This window comes from Pseudarthrobacter defluvii, from assembly GCF_030816725.1.
GTDB classification, from domain to species: domain Bacteria; phylum Actinomycetota; class Actinomycetes; order Actinomycetales; family Micrococcaceae; genus Arthrobacter; species Arthrobacter defluvii_A.
In genome coordinates this window covers 78,412-96,625 of sequence record NZ_JAUSYG010000001.1, presented here as the reverse complement: position 1 = coordinate 96,625, position 18,214 = coordinate 78,412, and the positions used below count along the sequence as shown (strand labels likewise).

Below are 18,214 nucleotides of genomic sequence, written 5' to 3'. Positions count from 1 at the left end.
CAAACTGGGAGACACCCCCCCGCACGGAGGCGCTCCGGAGCTGATGCTTCGGAGCGCCTCCGGTTTTTCCGCGCCAGCCAGGAGTTCCGATGAGCCATCCCCGCCCCGACCCGGCCGCCACATCCGTCGGGTCAGCCCCGCCGGCCCCGGCGCCTAAACCCCTGCTGGAACGCCCGGGGGTCCGGCCCGCAGGCCCGCGCCGGGTTCTTCGCGACCTGGGCTTGTCCTATGTCTCCAACGGGGCCATCGGGCTCATTTTCGCGGCGTCCGGGCCTATCGCCGTCACCCTGGCGGTCGGAACGGCCGGCGGCCTGACCGAGGGCCAGCTGTCGTCCTGGGTTTTTGGCATTTTGTTTTCCGGCGGGGCGGCCACGCTGCTGATGTCGCTGATCTACCGGCAGCCCCTGGGCTTCGCATGGTCCATCCCCGGCACGGTGCTCCTGGGACCGTCCCTTCAGCACCTGGCCTTCCCCGAAGTCGTCGGGGCCTTCTTCACCTCCGGCGTGCTGATCCTCGCCCTGGGCGCCACCGGGGTGGTGCGCAAAGCCATGGCGCTGGTGCCCATGCCGCTCGTGATGGCCATGGTGGCCGCGGTATTCCTGAAGTTCGGCACAGACATCGTTGCCTCCACCCAGGACAACCCGGCGGTGGCTGCTCCGATGGTGGCCGCGTTCTTGGTCCTCACCGCAGTTCCCAGCCTTGGCAGGTTTCTGCCGCCGGTCCTGGGCACGCTGGTGGCAGGCTGCATTGCCGTGGCCGCCAGCGGGCAGTTCAGGCTGCCGCCCGGCGGACCGCTCCTGGCCACCCCGGTTTTCACCGCCCCTGCATTCACGTGGGCTGCCCAGCTGGAGCTGGTGGTTCCGCTGGCCCTCACCGTGCTGTTCGTCCAGAACGGCCAGGGCATCGCCGTCCTCCGCGCCGCCGGCCACCGTCCGCCCGTGAATGCCTTCGCCATTGCCTCCGGCGCGTTTTCGGTGCTGAACGCCGGTTTCGGGGCCGTTTCGGCATGCGTTACGGGCCCCACCAACGCCCTGTTGACCTCGTCCGGGAAGAGGGAGCGCCAGTACACGGCGGCCGTGGCGTACGGGCTGCTGGCCCTGGTGTTCGCAGCGTTTGCCCCCACGCTGACCCGGCTGATGCTGGCCGCGCCCAAGGAGTTCGTCCTGGCACTGGGCGGCATCGCGATGCTGCGGGCCCTTCAGCAGGCCTTCGTCACGGCCTTCGCCACCAGCTTCACCCTGGGTTCGCTGGTGACGTTCGTGGTGACCATCTCCGGCATGAACCTCTTCAACATCCACGCAGCGTTCTGGGGCCTGGTGATTGGCTACGGAGTGTCCCGCCTGCTGGAGCGGGCGGACCACGCCCAGCCGTGAGCCGGACCGGGCGTTTATGCGTGCCCTGGTGCCCTGGTGCCCGGCAGGGATCCTTCTGCGTCAGCTCAGGTCCGGTTCCAGCGCCCATGCCAGCCGGTGCAGGAGAGTCGCGGTCCTGCTCCTGAAGGCCAGCCAGGCAACCGATGCCCACCCGGACTTCGTGATGACTTGCGGGGCGTTGGGCTGCGCGCTTTCGCCCGCGCGGATGGGGCCGGCGAATAAGAGGGCAAGAAGGCTTGCGCTTTCCATCGTTCTCCAAGATGTACTGGTCAATCCCGGTGTACAACCACCGTGCCCTGCGGAAGAAGGCTTCAAACATCATCAGCGGCCCCGTCGGATTGCGGGGAGGGCGTGGCGGTACCGCGTTATGCACGTGCAGTGTTAGGCAATAGTCTGGCCAGATGGGGACCAGTGCCGTGAATTCCGGCGAACAAGTGGACAGGCAGACCCGGATTCTCGAAGCGGCGATGGACCTGCTGTCCCGCCACGGGATTTCGGGCGTGAGCATGCGCGCCGTGGCGCGGGAAGCCGGCGTGGCGCTGGGCCTGGTCAACTACTACTACGACGACAAGACCACCCTGATCCGCGCTGCCCTGCGCCGCGTCGATGAGCATGACCTTTTACTCGTCGCCCCGGACCCGTCCGTGGCGCCCGATGAACAGCTGCGCCGCGCGCTCCGGCGCGTTGCCGGCGCTGACCTTTTGACCACGCGCTACCTGTCCCTGCGCCTCCACCTGTGGGCCCTGGCCCAGGCGGACGAGGACTACGCACAGATCAACGCCGCCGCCTTCGACCGGTACATCGACGGGCTCGCGGCGCTGGTGTCCAGCGCCAGGCCCGGACTGTCCTGGAAGGCGTGCAGGGAGCGGGCGTCCGACATCGTGGTCATCCAGAACGGCATGTGGCTGACGGCGCTGCTCGGAGTGGACAAGGCCTCCATCGAGCGGAGCATCCAGCGCACGGAGGACATCGCCTTCGCACCCGGGCCGGGACAGTAACAGCGCCGGCGCCCAGCCGCCGAATACCGCTGAAGTACCCGCCGCAAGGCAACGCTAGCCCCAAAAGTAATGTTGAACAAGTGTTCAAGAAAACTATTGAACACTTGTTCAAGCTGCATTACTGTCCTTCCTATGACTTACGCCACAGCAACACAGGACGTCGCCCAGAACGCGGAAACCAGGACAGCATCCTCCCTGTTCATCAACGGCAGGTGGGAGCCCGCGGCCTCCGGGGCGGTGCGGGAGATCCGGAACCCGGCGGACGGCGAGCTGGTGGCCACGGTGTCCGAAGCCAAAAAGGAAGACGCCGAACGGGCCATCGCTGCCGCCCGCGCCGCCTTTGATTCCGGCGTCTGGTCGAGCGTCCCGGCACCGGAGCGCGGCGCGTTTCTCCTCAAGGTGGCCGCCGGCCTCCGCGAACGCCGGGAAGAGTTTGCCCGAGCCGAGTCGCTTGATACGGGCAAGCGGATCGCGGAAAGCCGCATCGACATGGACGACATTGCCGCCTGCTTCGAGTACTTCGGCAGGCTCGCCGGGCAGCAGGCAGGCCGCGTCGTGGACGCCGGAAATCCCGACGTCGTCAGCAGGATCGTCTACGAACCCGTCGGCGTCTGCGGCCTCATCACACCGTGGAACTACCCCCTGCTCCAAGCGGCTTGGAAAATCGCCCCCGCCCTGGCCGCCGGCTGCACCTTCGTCCTCAAGCCCTCCGAACTGACGCCCTCCACCAGCATCCTGGCCATGCAGCTGCTGCAGGACCTCGGCCTGCCCGACGGCGTGGCAAACCTCGTCACCGGTGCCGGCGCACAGGCGGGCGCCCCGCTCTCGGAACATCCCGACGTCGACCTCGTCTCCTTCACCGGCGGCCTGGAAACCGGCAAGCGCATCGCCGCGGCCGCCGCCGCCACCGTCAAGAAGGTGGCGCTGGAACTCGGCGGCAAGAACCCCAACGTGGTGTTCGCGGACGCGGACTTCGACGCCGCCGTCGACAACGCCCTGAACGGCGCATTCGTCCACTCCGGGCAGGTCTGCTCCGCCGGCGCCCGGCTGCTGGTGGAGGAATCCATCGCCGAACGCTTCGTGGACGAGCTGGTCCGCAGGGCCGAAAGCATTCGGATCGGGGGGCCTTTTGATGACACCGCAGAAACCGGGCCCCTGATCTCCGCCGCGCACCGTGACAAGGTCCACGCCTACGTCCAGCGCGGCATCCAGGAGGGCGCGCGGCTGCGCACCGGCGGTTCGGCGCCGCAGGGAGAAATGTACGACGCCGGGTTCTACTACCAGCCGACCATCCTGGACCAGGTGCAACGCGGTATGTCCGTGGTCACCGACGAGGCGTTCGGCCCGGTGGTGACGGTGGAAACCTTCCGCACCGAGGACGAGGCCGTGGCCACCGCCAATGACACCATCTACGGGCTGGCCGGCGCCGTCTGGACCCAGGACGCGGGCAAGGCGCAGCGCGTGGCGTCCCGGCTGCGCCACGGCACCATCTGGATCAACGACTACCACCCTTACCTCCCCCAGGCCGAGTGGGGCGGCTTCGGCCAGTCCGGCGTCGGCCGCGAGCTGGGCCCCACCGGCCTGGCCGAATACCAGGAAGCCAAGCACATCTACCAGAACACCAGCCCCCAGGTCACCGGCTGGTTTGCTGACCACGGCAAGGAGAACTAGATGCACTACGACAACATCGAGGACGTGACCGAACGCGGGTTCGACTACGTCGTCATCGGCGGCGGGTCCGCCGGCGCAGCCGTGGCAGCACGGCTGAGCGAGGATCCGGACGTCACCGTGGCCCTCGTCGAGGCGGGCCCGGACGACCGCAATATCCCCGAGATCCTGCAGCTGGACCGCTGGATGGAGCTGCTCGAATCCGGCTACGACTGGGACTACCCCATCGAGCCGCAGGAGAACGGCAACTCCTTCATGCGCCACGCCCGCGCCAAGGTGATGGGCGGCTGCTCCAGCCACAACTCCTGCATCGCCTTCTGGGCCCCGCGCGAGGACCTGGACGAATGGGAGTCCAAGTACGGCGCCACCGGCTGGAACGCCGATGCCGCCTGGCCGCTGTACAAGCGGCTGGAAACCAACCAGGACGCCGGGCCTGACGCTCCGCACCACGGGGACTCCGGCCCCGTGCACCTGATGAACGTGCCCCCGGCGGATCCTGCCGGCGTCGCCCTTTTGGACGCCTGTGAACAGGCGGGCATCCCCCGCGCGAAGTTCAACACCGGCACCACCGTGGTCAACGGCGCCAACTTCTTCCAGATCAACCGCCGCACAGACGGTACCCGCTCCTCCAGTTCCGTGTCCTACATCCACCCCATCGTGGACCGCCCCAACTTCACCCTGCTGACCGGCCTGCGGGCCCGCCAGCTGGTGATCGACGCGGACAAGCGCTGCACCGGCGTGGATGTGGTGGACGGGGCCTTCGGCCGCACCCACCGGCTCACCGCGCACCGGGAAGTCATCGTGTCTACCGGCGCCATCGACTCCCCCAAGCTGCTCATGCTCTCCGGCATCGGCCCGGCGGCGCACCTGGCCCAGCACGGCATCGAGGTGCTGGTGGACTCCCCCGGAGTGGGCGAGAACCTGCAGGACCACCCGGAAGGCGTGGTGCAGTTCGAGGCCAAGCAGCCCATGGTGCAGACCTCCACCCAGTGGTGGGAAATCGGCATCTTCACCCCCACCGAGGACGGCCTGGACCGCCCCGACCTGATGATGCACTACGGCTCCGTGCCGTTCGACATGAACACGCTGCGCCACGGCTACCCCACCACGGAGAACGGCTTCAGCCTCACCCCCAACGTCACCCACGCCCGGTCCCGCGGGACGGTGAAGCTGCGCAGCCGCGATTTCCGCGACAAGCCGATGGTGGACCCCCGCTACTTCACCGACCCGGACGGACACGACATGCGCGTCATGGTGGCCGGCATCCGCAAGGCCCGCGAAATCGCCGCCCAGCCCGCCATGGCCGAATGGACCGGCCGGGAGCTCACGCCCGGGATCGGGGCGCAGACCGACGAGGAACTGCAGGACTACATCCGCAAGACACACAACACCGTCTACCACCCGGTGGGCACCGTCCGCCTGGGCCCGGCCGACGACGACATGTCGCCCCTGGACCCCCAGCTGCGGGTCAAGGGCGTCACCGGCCTCCGCGTCGCCGATGCGTCCGTCATGCCCGAACACGTCACAGTCAACCCCAACATCACCGTCATGATGATCGGCGAGCACTGTGCCGATCTCATCAAGGCGGACTATGCCGGCGCCGACGCCCTGGAAGAGAAGGAGCTCACCACGTCCCTCGCCTGAGCGGCGGGTCATCAAGGGGGCCGCATTCCCCAACAATGGCGGCCCCCGCAGAACGTTATCTCGCCGCACCCCAGGGCGGCCGGTCCCATCGTGCTTTTCTGAACTAGGAGTCCATATTGGAACCCAGCAAGAGTATTGATTCAAGCGGCATGGATGAATTTGGCTACACCCAGACCCTCGACCGGAGCATCGGCAAATTTGCCAGCTTCGCCGCAGGTGTCAGCTACATCTCCATCCTCACCGGTGTCTTCCAACTGTTCTACTTCGGCTTTTCCATGGCCGGACCGGCGTATGCCTGGTCCTGGCCCATCGTGTTCGTCGGCCAGCTGATGGTGGCCCTGTGTTTTGCCGAACTGGCCGGCCGCTATCCCGTTGCGGGCTCGGTCTACAACTGGGCCAAGCGGCTGTCCTCTGGGACCTCGTCCTGGCTGGCCGGCTGGCTGCTGCTGCTGTCCTCCATCATGGCGCTGGGCTCGGTGGCACTGGCCCTGCAGATCACCCTCCCCCAACTCTGGGAGGGCTTCCAGTTCGTCGGTGACGGCACCGGCCCCTACGACTTCGCCATGAACGGCGTGGTGCTGGCCACCATCATGATCACCATCTCCACCCTCATCAACGCGTTCGGCGTGAAGCTGATGACCAGGATCAACAGCATCGGCGTCTTCGTGGAGCTGGTCGCCGCCGTGCTGCTGATCCTGGCCCTTGGCTGGCACGTGGTGCGCGGGCCGGAGGTCTTCTTCCAGACGAACGGCTTCGGCGAAGGCACCGACCTTGGCTTCTTCGGTGTCTTCCTGATCGGCGCCATGGCCTCCGGGTACGTCATGTACGGCTTCGACACCGCCAGCTCGCTGGGCGAGGAGACCAAGGACCCCAAGCGCACCGCACCCAAGGCCATCCTGCGGGCCGTCACGGCGTCCTTTGTGCTGGGCGGGCTGATCCTGCTGTTCGGGATCCTGGCCGCACCGGACCTCACCGACCCGGCAGTGGGTTCTCCCGACGGCGGTCTGCAGCACATCGTGCTCTCCGTCCTGGGCGGCCCGTTCGGCAAGGCCTTCCTGGCCTGCATCGTGGTGGCCGTAGTGGTCTGCACCCTGGCCGTGCACGCCGCCGCCATCCGGATGATGTTCGCCATGGCCCGCGACAACAACCTGCCCTTCAGCCGGCAGCTCAGCAAAGTGGATCCGGTCCGCCGGACGCCCACGGTGGCGGCCATCGTCATCGGCGTCATCGCCGTCATCCCGCTGCTGGTCAACGTGATGCAGCCGGCCATCTTCACCATCCTGTCCAGCATCAGCATCGTGCTGATCTACCTGTCCTACCTCCTGGTCACGGTCCCCCTGCTCCGCAAGCGGCTCGCCAGGAAGTGGCCCATCCTGGACGACGGATCCGAGCCCGGATTCTGCATGGGCAAGTGGGGGCTTCCCGTGAACATCCTCGCCGTCCTGTGGGGCGCGGCGATGACCGTGAACCTGGTCTGGCCCCGTCCGGAAATCTACAACTCGGTGCCGCCGTTCGAGTGGTACCTGCAGTGGGGCGGGGTGTTCTTCGTGGCCGCCGTGGTGATTGGCGGGGCCATGCTCTACCGCCTGAAGATCCGCCATCAGACCGGGGTGCTGGCCGAGCACGCCGCGGCAGTGGCCGCCCACCCGTCGTCACGTGCCGAACGGCACGTGACGACGGAGGATGCCCTGGTCACGGACGGGGCCCTGGCAACAGAATCCGCGTAACACCTTCCGTAAGGGGCCGACGGCGGCACTCACCCGAGTGCCGCCGTCGGCCCCTTTGCGTCTGAAGACACTGTTCCAAGCACAACGCTCACCTGCCCAGGCGTGCCAGCTCCTCCCCCATGGCCCGCGCAAACACATCGCCTGGGACATTCGAGGCATCGAAGTGGATGCCGCAACACAGGTTGCCGGCGTAGGAGACCGCAGCGACGCCGAGCCGCACGTTGCCGGCAAGCACCGCAACCGGCCAGAGCGCGGTGACCGGAGCCCCCGCGAGGAGAAAAGCTCCTTTCGGACCCGGCACATTGGTGACGAACCCGCCCACCAGATGTTGCCTTCTGGCGAGGTGGTCCATGACGCGCGCGCCAATCGGGCCGCGCATGAACTCCAGGGTGCCCTGGTCCCTCGCCCGGAGCTTCTCGTCACGCGTCTGGGCTGCGATGAGCCGCAAGCGCTCATCTGGGTCCGGCTCGCCGAGTGGCAGCCGCACCAGCATGACTCCCACCTGGTTGCCCGCAGTGCCGCGGCGCCTCAAAGCCACCGGTTCCGAGACCGGCAACCAAGCCGGAACCGGTTCACCAGCCGCCAACAAAGCTGCCCGGAACCCAGCCGCGGACGCAGCCAGCAGTGCATCGTTGACGGTGGCACCCCGCGGGCGCACCGCCGTCTCAAGGGCTTCGATCTCAAAAGCGACGCCATGGTGGGCGCTGCGCTCACCGAGCAGCACCGTGCGGCCCACGCCCTGGCCCCATAAAGTTTTGCGGATGCGGTTAAGCCCCGTCCCAAGTCGACGAAGTGTGCTGCGCGGATCGTTCCGAGGATGGCGTCGCGGAGTCTCCGCCGGCCGGCGCACAGGCGGCTGGTTCAATGGGCTCTCCCCCGGTTCACCGGGGTCAAAAAGCCGCTGTACGATGATGGCTGCCGTCATCCCGTCGGCCACCGCGTGATGGATACGCAGCACGACGCCGAGTCCTCCCGCGGTGGCGCCCGGTACCACCAGGATTTCCCACAAGGGACCCTCCCCTGCCAGCGGCTGCCCCATAAGTTCGGCGCACCTGTCCCCGAGTCCTGTGAGGCCATCCACGGGCTCTACGGCGCGGATGTGGTGCTCAAGGTCGGGAATGGCTTCAATCCAGTGGTGTCGACGGCCTGCCTGGACGGCGCTTTTACGGAGTGCCGGCAACTCCGCAATCCGTTCACGGAGGACCGCCCTCAGCGCTGCGATGTCCGCGGTGCCGTCCGGTGCCAGGAAGCCGCCGGGTGCGAGCAGCGCAGCGACGAGGAACACGTTGACCTGGCCGGCGTGGTCGAGCACCAGGTTCGCCTCATCGGCAGGGGCCAGCCGTTGTGTCGCTGGGCGCATGTCTCGAGAGTAGCGGTGAAACAGCGGGACTGTCAGTGGTTCAAATGGAGACTTGGCGTCATACAAGGGGAGGGCCTCCTGCTCCGGGCGGGCAACGCCCTACCCTTGACAGGTGACATTGACTAAACTCCGCACCGCGTCCGCGGGCTCCCTCGCCGCCGCAGGCCTCCTGCTTACCCTCGCCGCCTGTTCCACGCCGGCCTCCACCCAGCCAAGCTCCTCGGCCCCTGCCTCATCTGCAGCTGCTTCGTCGAGCGCCAGCGCCGCTTCAACCTCTGACGGCCCCTGCGCGGGCGTGAAGGTCATCGTCGATTCCGGCGCCCTGAAGCAGTCCGCCGCCGACACCTCCACCTGCGTGTCCGTGGACGGGCCCACCGTGGCCGCAAAGGTCCTCGAAGAGGCCAAGGTCAAGACCGAGGGCACCACGCAGTACCCCAATGAACTCGTCTGCCGGGTGAACGGTGTGCCCGCCGCCGACTTCGACATCAAGCACAAGGACGGCACTTACCGCGAAGAGTGCAAGGGCATGCCCGCGGCGTTCGCGTACTGGTCGCTGTGGGTCAAGCCTGCCTCCGGCGACTGGGCTTACGCACAGGAAGGCGCGGCAACCCAGCAGGTCAAGCCCGGCGAGAGCCTGGAACTGCTCTTCCAGGTGGACGGCGCTCCGGCGGCACCCGCGTCATGACCTTCCGGCCCGCGCCGTTGCGCGCAGCGGCGGTTCTCGCTGCTGTGTTCATCGCGGCGCGGGTCGCCTACCGGGTCCTTTTCAACGGGGTGGCCACTGGCACCCCGGTCCTGCTGGACCTGCCGCCGCTGCGGCTTCCCGCCCCGTACGCCCATGTGGTGTTCCTGGGCCCGATCACGGCCCCGGGGCTGTGGACGGCGGTGCTGTCCGCGCTGCCAATCGCCGCGACCATCCTCGGCTTCGGCCTACTCAATTCCTGGGTGGATGTGTCCCGCGGCTTTGTCCGCCTGGCCCGCGGCGGCCCGCTGCAGGGCGTGGCCCGCATGCTGGTGGTGGCGTGGGCGGCGCTCCCCGCGCTGTCCGACGCCGTGGCCTCCGTTCGCCTGGCCTTCCGGCTCCGCGGCGAACGCTTCGGCCCGCGCGCCCTGGTCCCCGTGCTCGAACGGACCCTGGAGCACGCCGCCCGCATTGCTGCAGCCTTGGAGCTGCGCGGCTTCGGCAGCCGCGCGTCCTGCGAAGGACGTCACGACGACGGCGCGCCTCTTCTGGTGCGGGACGCGCAGTTCCGCATCGCTGACACATGCATCAGGGTTGATTCGTTTGCAGCGCCGGCCGGGTCCGTTGCGGTGATCACCGGGCCCACGGGCTCCGGCAAGTCCACCATCCTGCGCGGCCTCGCAGGCCTCCTTTCCCATGTGGACGGCGGCGAGCTGTCCGGTACCGTGCAGGTTGCCCGAACTGACCGCGCCGGCGCCCCGCCGCGCGATAACGCGGGGTTGGTGGGCGTCGTCCTCCAGAATCCGCGCGCCGCCTTTGCGACCACCCGGGTCCGGGATGACATCGCCCTGGCCCTCGAACTCCGTGGCGTGCCGTCCGCCGCCGCGAAGGCCCGGGTACTGGAAGTGGCGGATCGGGTCGGGGTTTCCGCGCTGCTGGACCGGGACGTCAGCACCCTCTCGGCAGGTGAGGCAACGCTCGTGGCCATCGCCGCCGCCGTCGTGGACCAGCCCCGGCTGCTGCTGGTGGACGAGCCCCTGGCCGACCTCGACGCCACGGCACGCAGCCGCGTCATCACCGTGCTCAGCACCCTGGCCCGCGAACACGGCGTGTGCGTCATTGTGGCCGAACACCGGGCTGCGGCCCTGGTTCCGGTGGCTGACTCCTGGTGGACCATCGAGGGCGGCGCGCTGGTGCCGGGCACCGCTCCCTCCCCCTCCGCTCCGGCCGTTGCCCGGACACTACCCGGTCCGGATCACGGCCGTGCCCCCGTGCTGACGGCAACCCACCTCGAGGTGCAACGGAAGGGCACGCCGCTGGTCCGCGACGCCTCCCTGGCCCTGCACCGCGGCGAGATCGTGGCGTTGGTGGGGCCTAACGGGGCCGGAAAGTCTTCCCTGCTGGTGGCGCTGGCCCTCGACGAAGGTACGGGCGCTGAGGGAACGCGCCGCTTGGAAATGGACGACGGCGGCAGGGTCGCCCTGGTGCCGGACGCCTCGGACGACCTTTTCACCAGGGACACGGTCGCGGGAGAGCTGCGGTCGGCGGAGCGGCGGCTGGCACGCAGGAAGAACAGCACGGCAGTTGCGGCGGCCCGCCTTACCCGGCTGCGGGGAGACGTCCACATTCCCATCGGGAACGAGCATCCACGAGACCTCTCCGCCGGCGAGCGCAGAATCCTGGCCATCACTCTGCAGACGATGGACAGCCCCGGGGTGCTGCTGATTGACGAACCCACCCGCGGGCTCGATCCGGCCGCACGCGCAGCGGTGGCGGCGGCCCTGCGCATGGCGGCGGATGACGGCGCCGCGGTCCTGATTGCCACGCACGACATCGACTTCGCCCACGGCCTGGGCGCCCGGATCCTTCCGATGCGGAACGGCGTGGCACCATCCCTGGAACCTGCGCCTGACCCGGAACCGTACGTCCCGGCACCCCGCATCCAAACATCCGGGCCCGCTCTTGCCGGAGCGCAGGCGGGGACGTCACCCGCTGAACAGGCAGACGTACCGGCCACCCATAGACCCCACCGGGTCCGGACGCCGCGGGGCGCCGAGCTTGCTGTCCTGGCTGCCGCCAACCTGGCCGCCCTGGCGGCGTTCTGCTGGCCCCTGCTTGCCGCGGCACTCCCCCAGGACGCTGCCGCCGCTACCCCGTACGCGGCCCTGGCCATCGCACCCGTGGCCGCGGTCGCCGTCGTGCTTTCCCTGGACGGGTCCGTCCGCTCGGCACACACGGTGGCGCTGCTCGGCGTGCTGGCTGCCGTCGGTTCCGCCGTGCGGGTGGCGAGCACCGGCGTCGGCGGCGTGGAGGCGGTGTTTATCCTGCTGATCCTGGCGGGCCGCGCGTTCGGTGCCCGGTTCGGCCTGCTGCTCGGTGCCGCCACGATTGCCGTCTCCGGTGCACTGTGGGGCGGGATCGGGCCGTGGACGCCGTTCCAGGTCTTCGCCTGCGCGTGGGTGGGCGCGGGAGCCGGGTTGCTCCCCCGCCGGGTGCGCGGCAGGGCCGAACTGTGGATGCTGGCGGCCTATGGCGTGGTGGCGTCCTATGTGTTCGGGCTGCTGCTGAACCTCTGGTTCTGGCCCTTCGCGGTGGGGGGCGGCACCGGAATCTCCTACGTTCCGGGCGCGCCTCTGGGCACCAACCTCAGCAGCTTCCTGCTGTATTCGCTGTTGACGTCGACGGCGGGCTGGGACACCCTGCGCGCCGTCACCACGGTGATCGGGATCGCCGTGGTGGGCCGGGCAGTGCTCGCCTCGCTGCGGCGGGTGAAGCCGGTGTCCGGCAGCGTTCCCGGCCCCGACGGGCAGGCGCGCTCCGCTCAGGCCCGGGACCGGCTACAACTCAGGGTTTGACGCTTCGGAACCTCAAGTAACTACTCGCGAACCTCGATGTCCGGGTGGTTCTCCTCGACCCATTTAGCCATGCGCTGCGCCCGCTTGTTGATGAAATCCAGTACGTTCTCCCGGTACTCCACGTACTCCGCAGTCGTGGCCGGTGTCCCGCGACGCTGGAAGTTGTCGAACGGCAGGAAGAACCGTACCTCGTTGTAGTCGGTCGTAATCAGGTCCTGGAAGTGGAAGAAGTCCACAAAACACCTGAACCCCTCCTCCCGCACACCGAAGAGCGCGAAGAAGTCCGCGTAGGCTCTGATGACATCGGCAAGCGGACTCTCCGGTTCTCCTGCGTAGTGACGCCTGATGCACTCAAGGGTGAGGTCCATGCGGTCAGAGATCAGCGACCTGATCCCTCGTGCCTGGTTCATGGTGGGTCGGTCCTTGGACCTGACGGGCCAAATCATCGCACTGCCGACGGTGTACGGCGGATTGAGGTAGCGGGCCCGCTGCTCCTCGGTCAGACCGGCAATGGCGTCGACCAAAGCCTTTGGACGCATATATGTCGTGTAGGAAGCGGTGATGGCGTCGCTGCCGTAGCAAAACCTCGCCCCGGAAGCGTCAGTGTAAATCAGGTACTCGTTCCGGCCGGCAGAGGAGGCGCTCGGGGAAAAGACATCGCCGGAGCAAAGTTCCTTCGTCCACAGCAGCTCGTGGTCTGCCCGGAGCCTCCCGCTGTTCGCATCCGGGTCGCCCAGCTCTTGGACGCCCTTGCCCCGCTTGGCCTTCCGGGACTCGTCGGTCATGTAGTCGAATGAGGTATCGAAAACGCGCATGGTGGGAGTGTATGCGCAGCTCAAGACATTTTGGAGGCTCTGGGCCCAAGTTACACCTCGAAGTACAGGCTCACACCTTGAAGTACTTCGCCTCCGGGTGGTGGAACACGAACGCGTCGGTGGACTGTTCGGGGTGCAGCATGAGCTCGTCGCTCAGGATGACGCCCATGCGCTCGGGCTTCAGCAGCTCGGTCACCTTGCGGCGGTCCTCCATGTCCGGGCAGGCGGGGTAGCCCAGCGAGAAGCGCGCGCCGCGGTAGTCGAGCTTGAACAGTCCGGCCTTGTCCTTGGGCTCCTCGGCCGCGAAGCCGAGCTCCTTGCGGATCCGGGCGTGCCAGAACTCGGCCAGCGCCTCGGTAAGCTGCATGACCAGGCCGTTGAGCTCGTAGTAGTCGCGGTACTGGTTGGCCGCGAACATCTTGGACGTGAACTCTTCGATCTTGGAGCCGGCGGTGACCAGCTGCACCGGCAGTACGTCGATCTGCCCTGATTCGCGGGACTTCACGAAGTCGGCCAGGCAGAGGTGCCGGTCACGGCGCTGGCGCGGGAAATCGAACCGCAGGCGGTCGGTGCCGATCGGGCCGCCTGACCCACCATCCGGGGCGAGCAGACCTGCCTGGCCCAGGACGCCGTCGGGATCCTCACCGTGGTGCAGCACCACCACCTGTTCCCCCTCGGAAACCACCGGGAAGTAGCCGTAGGCAACGGACGCGTCCAGCATCCCCTCGCCCAGGATGCGGTCCAGCCAGTAGCGCAGGCGCGGCCGGCCTTCGCGTTCCACGAGTTCCTCGTAGGAGGCGCCGTCCTCGCCGCGGCCGGGCTTGAGGCCCCACTGCCCCATGAAGGTGGCGCGCTCGTCGAGGAACGCGGAGTAGTCGTGGAGCGAAACGCCGCGGACGATGCGCGTGCCCCAGAACGGCGGCACCGGCAGGGGATTGTCGCTGGCGACGTCGGAGCGGCCGGGCATGGCTTCCGGCTCGGTCACGGTGAACTTTGCCCCGCCCTTGTGGATGCGCTTCTTCAACGGCGGCAGGCCGACGTCGTCCGGTGATTCACCGCGGGCCACGCGGACCAGCGGTTCCATGAGGGCAAGGCCCTCGAAGGCGTCCTTGGCGTACCGGACCACGCCGTCGAACTGCTCGGCCAGGTCCTGCTCCACGTAGGCGCGGGTGAGGGCTGCGCCGCCGAGGATCACGGGCCACTTCTTGGCCAGGCCGCGGGACTGCAGCTCGGCGAGGTTCTCCTTCATCACCACGGTGGACTTCACCAGCAGCCCGGACATGCCGATCACGTCCGCGTTGTGTTCCTCCGCCGCGGCCATGATCTCTGCGATGCCCTGCTTGATGCCGATGTTGATGACCTTGTAGCCGTTGTTGGTGAGGATGATGTCCACCAGGTTCTTGCCGATGTCGTGCACGTCGCCGCGCACGGTGGCGATCACCATGGTGCCCTTGCCGGAGGAGTCCGACTTCTCCATGTGCGGCTCGAGCAGGGCGACGGCATTCTTCATCACCTCGGCGGACTGCAGCACGAACGGCAACTGCATCTCGCCGGCGCCGAAGCGCTCGCCCACCACCTTCATGCCTTCGAGCAGGTGGTCGTTGATGATGCCCAGCGGGGTCATGCCTTCACTGCGGGCCAGGTCCAGGTCTGCTTCGAGGCCCTTGCCTTCGCCGTCGATGATGCGCCGTTCCAGGCGGGCGCCCGTGGGGAGGGCGGCGAGTTCGGCGGCGCGCTGGTCCTTGAGCGCTGCGGTGTCGACGCCGGCGAACATGTCCAGCATGCGGGCCAGGGGATCGTAGGTGGTGTTGCCGTCGGCGTCGTATTCGCGGCGGTCCCAGACCAGATCCAGGGCCACCTTGCGCTGCTCCTCCGGGAGCGAGGCGAGCGGGACGATCTTGGCGGCGTCAATGATGCCGCTCGTCAGACCGGCCTGGACGGCTTCGTGCAGGAACACGGAGTTCAGGACGATGCGCGCAGCCGGGTTGAGGCCGAAGGAGACGTTGGAGACGCCGAGGGTGGTGTTGATGCCCGGGTACTTCGCGGTGATCTGGCGGATGGCCTCGATGGTTTCGATGCCGTCCCGGCGGGTTTCCTCCTGGCCGGTGGCGACGGGGAAGGTGAGGCAGTCCACGATGATGTCCTCGACGCGCATGCCCCACTCGCCCACCAGGGAGTCGACCAGGCGGGAGGCGATGGCCACCTTGCCCTCGGTGGTCCGGGCCTGGCCCTGTTCGTCGATGGTCAGGGCGATCACGGCGGTGCCGTGTTCCTTGACCAGCGGCATAATGCGGGCGAAGCGGCTGTTGGGGCCGTCGCCGTCCTCGTAGTTGACCGAGTTGACCACCGGGCGGCCGCCGATGAGTTCCAGGCCGGCCTGCAGCACGGGAGGTTCGGTGGAGTCGATGACCAGCGGGAGGGTGGAGGCGGACGCGAACCGGGAGACGATCTCCTTGACGTCGGCCACGCCGTCGCGCCCCACGTAGTCCACGCAGACGTCCAAGAGGTGGGCGCCGACGCGGATCTGTTCGCGGGCGATGTCTACGCAGTCGTCCCAGCGTTCTTCGAGCATGGCCTGGCGGAAGGCCTTGGAGCCGTTGGCGTTGGTGCGCTCACCGATGGCCAGGTAGGCGGACTCCTGGTCGAAGTTCACGTGCTGGTAGAGGGAGGCGACGCCGGCTTCGCGTTCTTCGGGGATCCTCGCCGGCGCTGTTTTATCTTCGGTGGCCACGGCTTTGTTGCGGAAGGGAGCCAGACGTTCGACGACGGCGGCCATGTGTTCCGGCGTCGTACCGCAGCAGCCGCCCACCAGGCCCACGCCGAATTCGCGGACGAACTGTTCGTGCGCGGTGGCGAGTTCGGCGGGTGACAGCGGGTAGTGCGCGCCGTTGGCGCCAAGGACGGGCAGGCCGGCATTGGGCATGCAGGCGATGGCGACGGAGGACTGCTTGGAGAGGTGGCGGAGGTGCTCGCTCATCTCGTCCGGGCCGGTAGCGCAGTTCAGGCCGATGGCGTCGACGCCGAGCGGTTCCAGGGCGGTGAGCGCGGCGCCGATTTCGGAGCCCATGAGCATGGTTCCTGTGGTTTCGACCGTCACCTCGACGAAAATGGGCAGGCGGATGCCTTTGGAGACGATGGCCTGCTTGCAACCGTTGACCGCGGCCTTGGTCTGCAGGAGGTCCTGGCTGGTTTCGATGAGGAACGCGTCCGCGCCGCCGTCGATGAGGCCTTCTGCCTGGAGAGCGAAGGTCTGCTTGAGCCAGTCGTAGCTGGTGTGGCCCAGGCTGGGGAGCTTGGTGCCGGGGCCCATGGAGCCGAGGACCCAGCGCATGCGGCCGTCTGTTTCCTCTGCAGCCTCGGCACGTTCGCGGGCGATTCTGGCGCCTTTGCGGGCGAGCTCCCCAATTCGGTCGTCGATGCCATAGTCGGAGAGGTTGGACCAGTTGGCGCCGAACGTGTTGGTTTCGACGGCATCGATGCCGGTGGCGAAGTAGGCGTCGTGGATGTCTGCGATGACGTCCGGGCGGGTGTCGTTGAGGATCTCGTTGCAGCCCTCAAGGTTCTGGAAGTCCGTGTCCAGCTGGAGGTCGCGGCCCTGCAGCATGGTGCCCATGGCGCCGTCGGCGATGACCACGCTGTGGTTAACGGCGTCCAGGAGTGCCTGGGCGCGGGCGGGGCGGGGGACGGACTCGATGTCCAGTGCGAAACGAGGCATTTAAACAGGTTACGGGCGGCCGCGCCTGCACTGCGCTGTGTGTCTGGATGCTACGGGGGCGGGTGGTCCTAAGCTGGCCAGGTTCGGAGCCGGCCGGACACCTGCCGAAACCGATAATTTAGCTTACGTCAGTTCAGCCCAGCTCGGTTGGGAAGGCCGACTGCGTCGGTAGGGGTTTATGCGCAGCTCTCTTGCCATGTCCCCTGGCAGTTGAACTTCACACATTGAGGCTTTCGCGTCAGGCTTTGGTTGCTCGAGGGCCTGATACGGCAGTATCGTCCGCCTTGTGGCATAGGAGATACGGCCCGCTGACGGGCTAGGGCGTGTCTCCTAAATCCGGAACCTCTTACCCGGGATGCTTGATGTGTGTCTCGTACTTCTGTTTTGACTGACGGGCAGTGGGCCCGGATTCAGTCGTTGCTGCCGTCTTCTGTTGGCCGCCGGGGTCGTCCTTTCCGGGATGATCGCCGTGTAGTCGAGGGCATCATCTACCGGTATCGGTGCGGGATCGCCTGGCGGGATGTGCCGGCGGAGTTTGGTCCCTGGCAGACCATCTGGAAGCGTCACCGCCGCTATAGCGGTGACGGGACCTGGGACAGGATCCTGGCGGCCCTGCTGACGACCGCGGATGCCCGCGGTGAGGTGGATTGGTCGGTTTCAGTGGACTCGACGGTGAATCGTGCCCACCAGCACGGCACCAACCTTCCGCGCACCACAGGGGGCCTGCTCGAATTACATGAATCTGTTTGCTGAGCCCACCGATCACGCGATTGGGCGTTCCCGCGGCGGATTAAGCACCAAGATCCACGCCTTGGTCGATGGTAAAGGCAGACCCCTGGTGCTGCTCGTTGCCCCCGGCCAGGGCGGGGATGCGCCCATGTTCACTCATTTGATGAACCAGTTGAAGATCAACCGGACGGGTCCGGGCAGGCCGCGCACCCGCCCGGACCGTGTTCGCGGTGACAAGGCATACTCGTCCAGAGCGATCAGGACCCACCTTCGCGACCGCGGCATCGCCGCTGTTATCCCGCAACCATCCGACCAGATCGGCCACCGGAAACGACGCGGATCCACCGGCGGCCGACCCCCGGCCTTCGACAAGGAGGACTACAAAGGCCGCAACGTCGTCGAACGCAACTTCAACATCTTCAAGCAGTGGCGGGCCCTGGCGACCCGCTACGACAAACTGGCCCTCACCTACCGCGGCGGAGCAGTCCTCCGCGCGATCAGCATCTGGCTGACAGCTTTAGGAGACACGCCCTAGCGAACCTAGCACGCTAACGTTAGCCGTCGGGACTAGAAACCGGAACAGGTTGGGACTTAGATCAACGGTGTCCTCCGTCTGATGGGTGCACCAGAGAAACAGCATCCAAGACA

Annotated in this window: 12 protein-coding genes; 8 read left to right on the top strand and 4 right to left on the bottom strand. The window is 67.4% G+C overall.

The features are described from left to right. The first annotated feature begins 89 nt into the window (after positions 1-89). On the top strand, positions 90-1,373 hold the full coding sequence (locus QF031_RS00360) for a benzoate/H(+) symporter BenE family transporter (RefSeq protein WP_307422563.1): 1,284 nt from the start codon (positions 90-92) through the stop codon (positions 1,371-1,373). 60 nt (positions 1,374-1,433) lie between these two features. Here the strand turns inward: QF031_RS00360 and QF031_RS00355 are convergent, their stop codons facing one another. After that, the gene (locus tag QF031_RS00355) at positions 1,434-1,622 is read right to left on the bottom strand and encodes a hypothetical protein (RefSeq protein WP_307422559.1); all 189 of its coding nucleotides are present in this window, start codon (positions 1,620-1,622) and stop codon (positions 1,434-1,436) included. A 152-nt stretch (positions 1,623-1,774) separates the two neighbouring features. Between QF031_RS00355 and QF031_RS00350 the strand changes: the two genes are divergently transcribed. The 4 genes from QF031_RS00350 to QF031_RS00335 all read left to right on the top strand — a co-directional run bounded on the left by QF031_RS00350 (position 1,775) and on the right by QF031_RS00335 (position 7,410). After that, complete coding sequence (locus QF031_RS00350; protein WP_307422558.1) at positions 1,775-2,371, top strand: TetR/AcrR family transcriptional regulator; 597 nt, start codon at positions 1,775-1,777, stop codon at positions 2,369-2,371. Positions 2,372-2,503: 132 nt separating this feature from the next. Continuing rightward, entirely contained in the window at positions 2,504-4,042 is a 1,539-nt protein-coding gene (locus QF031_RS00345) for an aldehyde dehydrogenase family protein (RefSeq protein ID WP_307422555.1), read from the top strand. Then, positions 4,043-5,683: a GMC family oxidoreductase gene (locus QF031_RS00340; RefSeq protein WP_307422552.1), complete on the top strand. Its 1,641-nt coding sequence runs from the start codon at positions 4,043-4,045 to the stop codon at positions 5,681-5,683. 149 nt (positions 5,684-5,832) lie between these two features. Beyond that, complete coding sequence (locus tag QF031_RS00335) at positions 5,833-7,410, top strand: APC family permease (protein ID WP_307422549.1); 1,578 nt, start codon at positions 5,833-5,835, stop codon at positions 7,408-7,410. An 88-nt stretch (positions 7,411-7,498) separates the two neighbouring features. Here the strand turns inward: QF031_RS00335 and QF031_RS00330 are convergent, their stop codons facing one another. Then, complete coding sequence (locus QF031_RS00330) at positions 7,499-8,770, bottom strand: wax ester/triacylglycerol synthase domain-containing protein (protein ID WP_307422546.1); 1,272 nt, start codon at positions 8,768-8,770, stop codon at positions 7,499-7,501. Positions 8,771-8,882: 112 nt separating this feature from the next. On the opposite strand from QF031_RS00330, the gene QF031_RS00325 reads away from it, so the two are divergent. Together QF031_RS00325 and QF031_RS00320 are read left to right on the top strand one after the other, a co-directional pair. Continuing rightward, the gene (locus QF031_RS00325; RefSeq protein WP_307422545.1) at positions 8,883-9,455 is read left to right on the top strand and encodes a hypothetical protein; all 573 of its coding nucleotides are present in this window, start codon (positions 8,883-8,885) and stop codon (positions 9,453-9,455) included. Then, positions 9,452-12,307, top strand: a complete 2,856-nt coding sequence (locus QF031_RS00320; RefSeq protein ID WP_307422541.1) for an ATP-binding cassette domain-containing protein — start codon at positions 9,452-9,454, stop codon at positions 12,305-12,307. Before QF031_RS00325 ends, QF031_RS00320 begins: the two co-directional genes overlap by 4 nt. A gap of 20 nt (positions 12,308-12,327) precedes the next feature. On the opposite strand, the gene QF031_RS00315 is transcribed toward QF031_RS00320, so the two are convergent. Both QF031_RS00315 and metH read right to left on the bottom strand, forming a co-directional pair. Continuing rightward, a complete protein-coding gene (locus tag QF031_RS00315; protein WP_307422539.1) occupies positions 12,328-13,122 on the bottom strand; it encodes a DUF6994 family protein in 795 nt (264 codons plus the stop codon). Positions 13,123-13,192: 70 nt separating this feature from the next. Next, the gene (gene metH, locus QF031_RS00310; protein ID WP_307422536.1) at positions 13,193-16,837 is read right to left on the bottom strand and encodes a methionine synthase; all 3,645 of its coding nucleotides are present in this window, start codon (positions 16,835-16,837) and stop codon (positions 13,193-13,195) included. Positions 16,838-17,203: 366 nt separating this feature from the next. On the opposite strand from metH, the gene QF031_RS00305 reads away from it, so the two are divergent. Then, positions 17,204-18,101, top strand: a protein-coding gene (locus QF031_RS00305) for an IS5 family transposase (protein WP_307422534.1) whose coding sequence is annotated in 2 segments (ribosomal slippage) — positions 17,204-17,554 and positions 17,556-18,101 — 897 coding nt in all. Because the reading frame shifts where the segments join, the coding sequence is not laid out codon by codon here. The last annotated feature ends 113 nt before the right edge of the window (positions 18,102-18,214 follow it).

Bases quoted from the DNA above. Each gene is read 5' to 3' on its own strand.
- QF031_RS00345 (WP_307422555.1), top strand. From the start codon at position 2,504: ATGACTTACGCCACAGCAACACAGGACGTCGCCCAGAACGCGGAAACC.
- QF031_RS00330 (WP_307422546.1), bottom strand. From the start codon at position 8,770: ATGCGCCCAGCGACACAACGGCTGGCCCCTGCCGATGAGGCGAACCTG.
- QF031_RS00335 (WP_307422549.1), top strand. From the start codon at position 5,833: ATGGATGAATTTGGCTACACCCAGACCCTCGACCGGAGCATCGGCAAA.
- QF031_RS00340 (WP_307422552.1), top strand. From the start codon at position 4,043: ATGCACTACGACAACATCGAGGACGTGACCGAACGCGGGTTCGACTAC.
- QF031_RS00320 (WP_307422541.1), top strand. From the start codon at position 9,452: ATGACCTTCCGGCCCGCGCCGTTGCGCGCAGCGGCGGTTCTCGCTGCT.
- QF031_RS00350 (WP_307422558.1), top strand. From the start codon at position 1,775: ATGGGGACCAGTGCCGTGAATTCCGGCGAACAAGTGGACAGGCAGACC.
- QF031_RS00315 (WP_307422539.1), bottom strand. From the start codon at position 13,122: ATGCGCGTTTTCGATACCTCATTCGACTACATGACCGACGAGTCCCGG.
- QF031_RS00355 (WP_307422559.1), bottom strand. From the start codon at position 1,622: ATGGAAAGCGCAAGCCTTCTTGCCCTCTTATTCGCCGGCCCCATCCGC.
- QF031_RS00360 (WP_307422563.1), top strand. From the start codon at position 90: ATGAGCCATCCCCGCCCCGACCCGGCCGCCACATCCGTCGGGTCAGCC.
- metH (WP_307422536.1), bottom strand. From the start codon at position 16,837: ATGCCTCGTTTCGCACTGGACATCGAGTCCGTCCCCCGCCCCGCCCGC.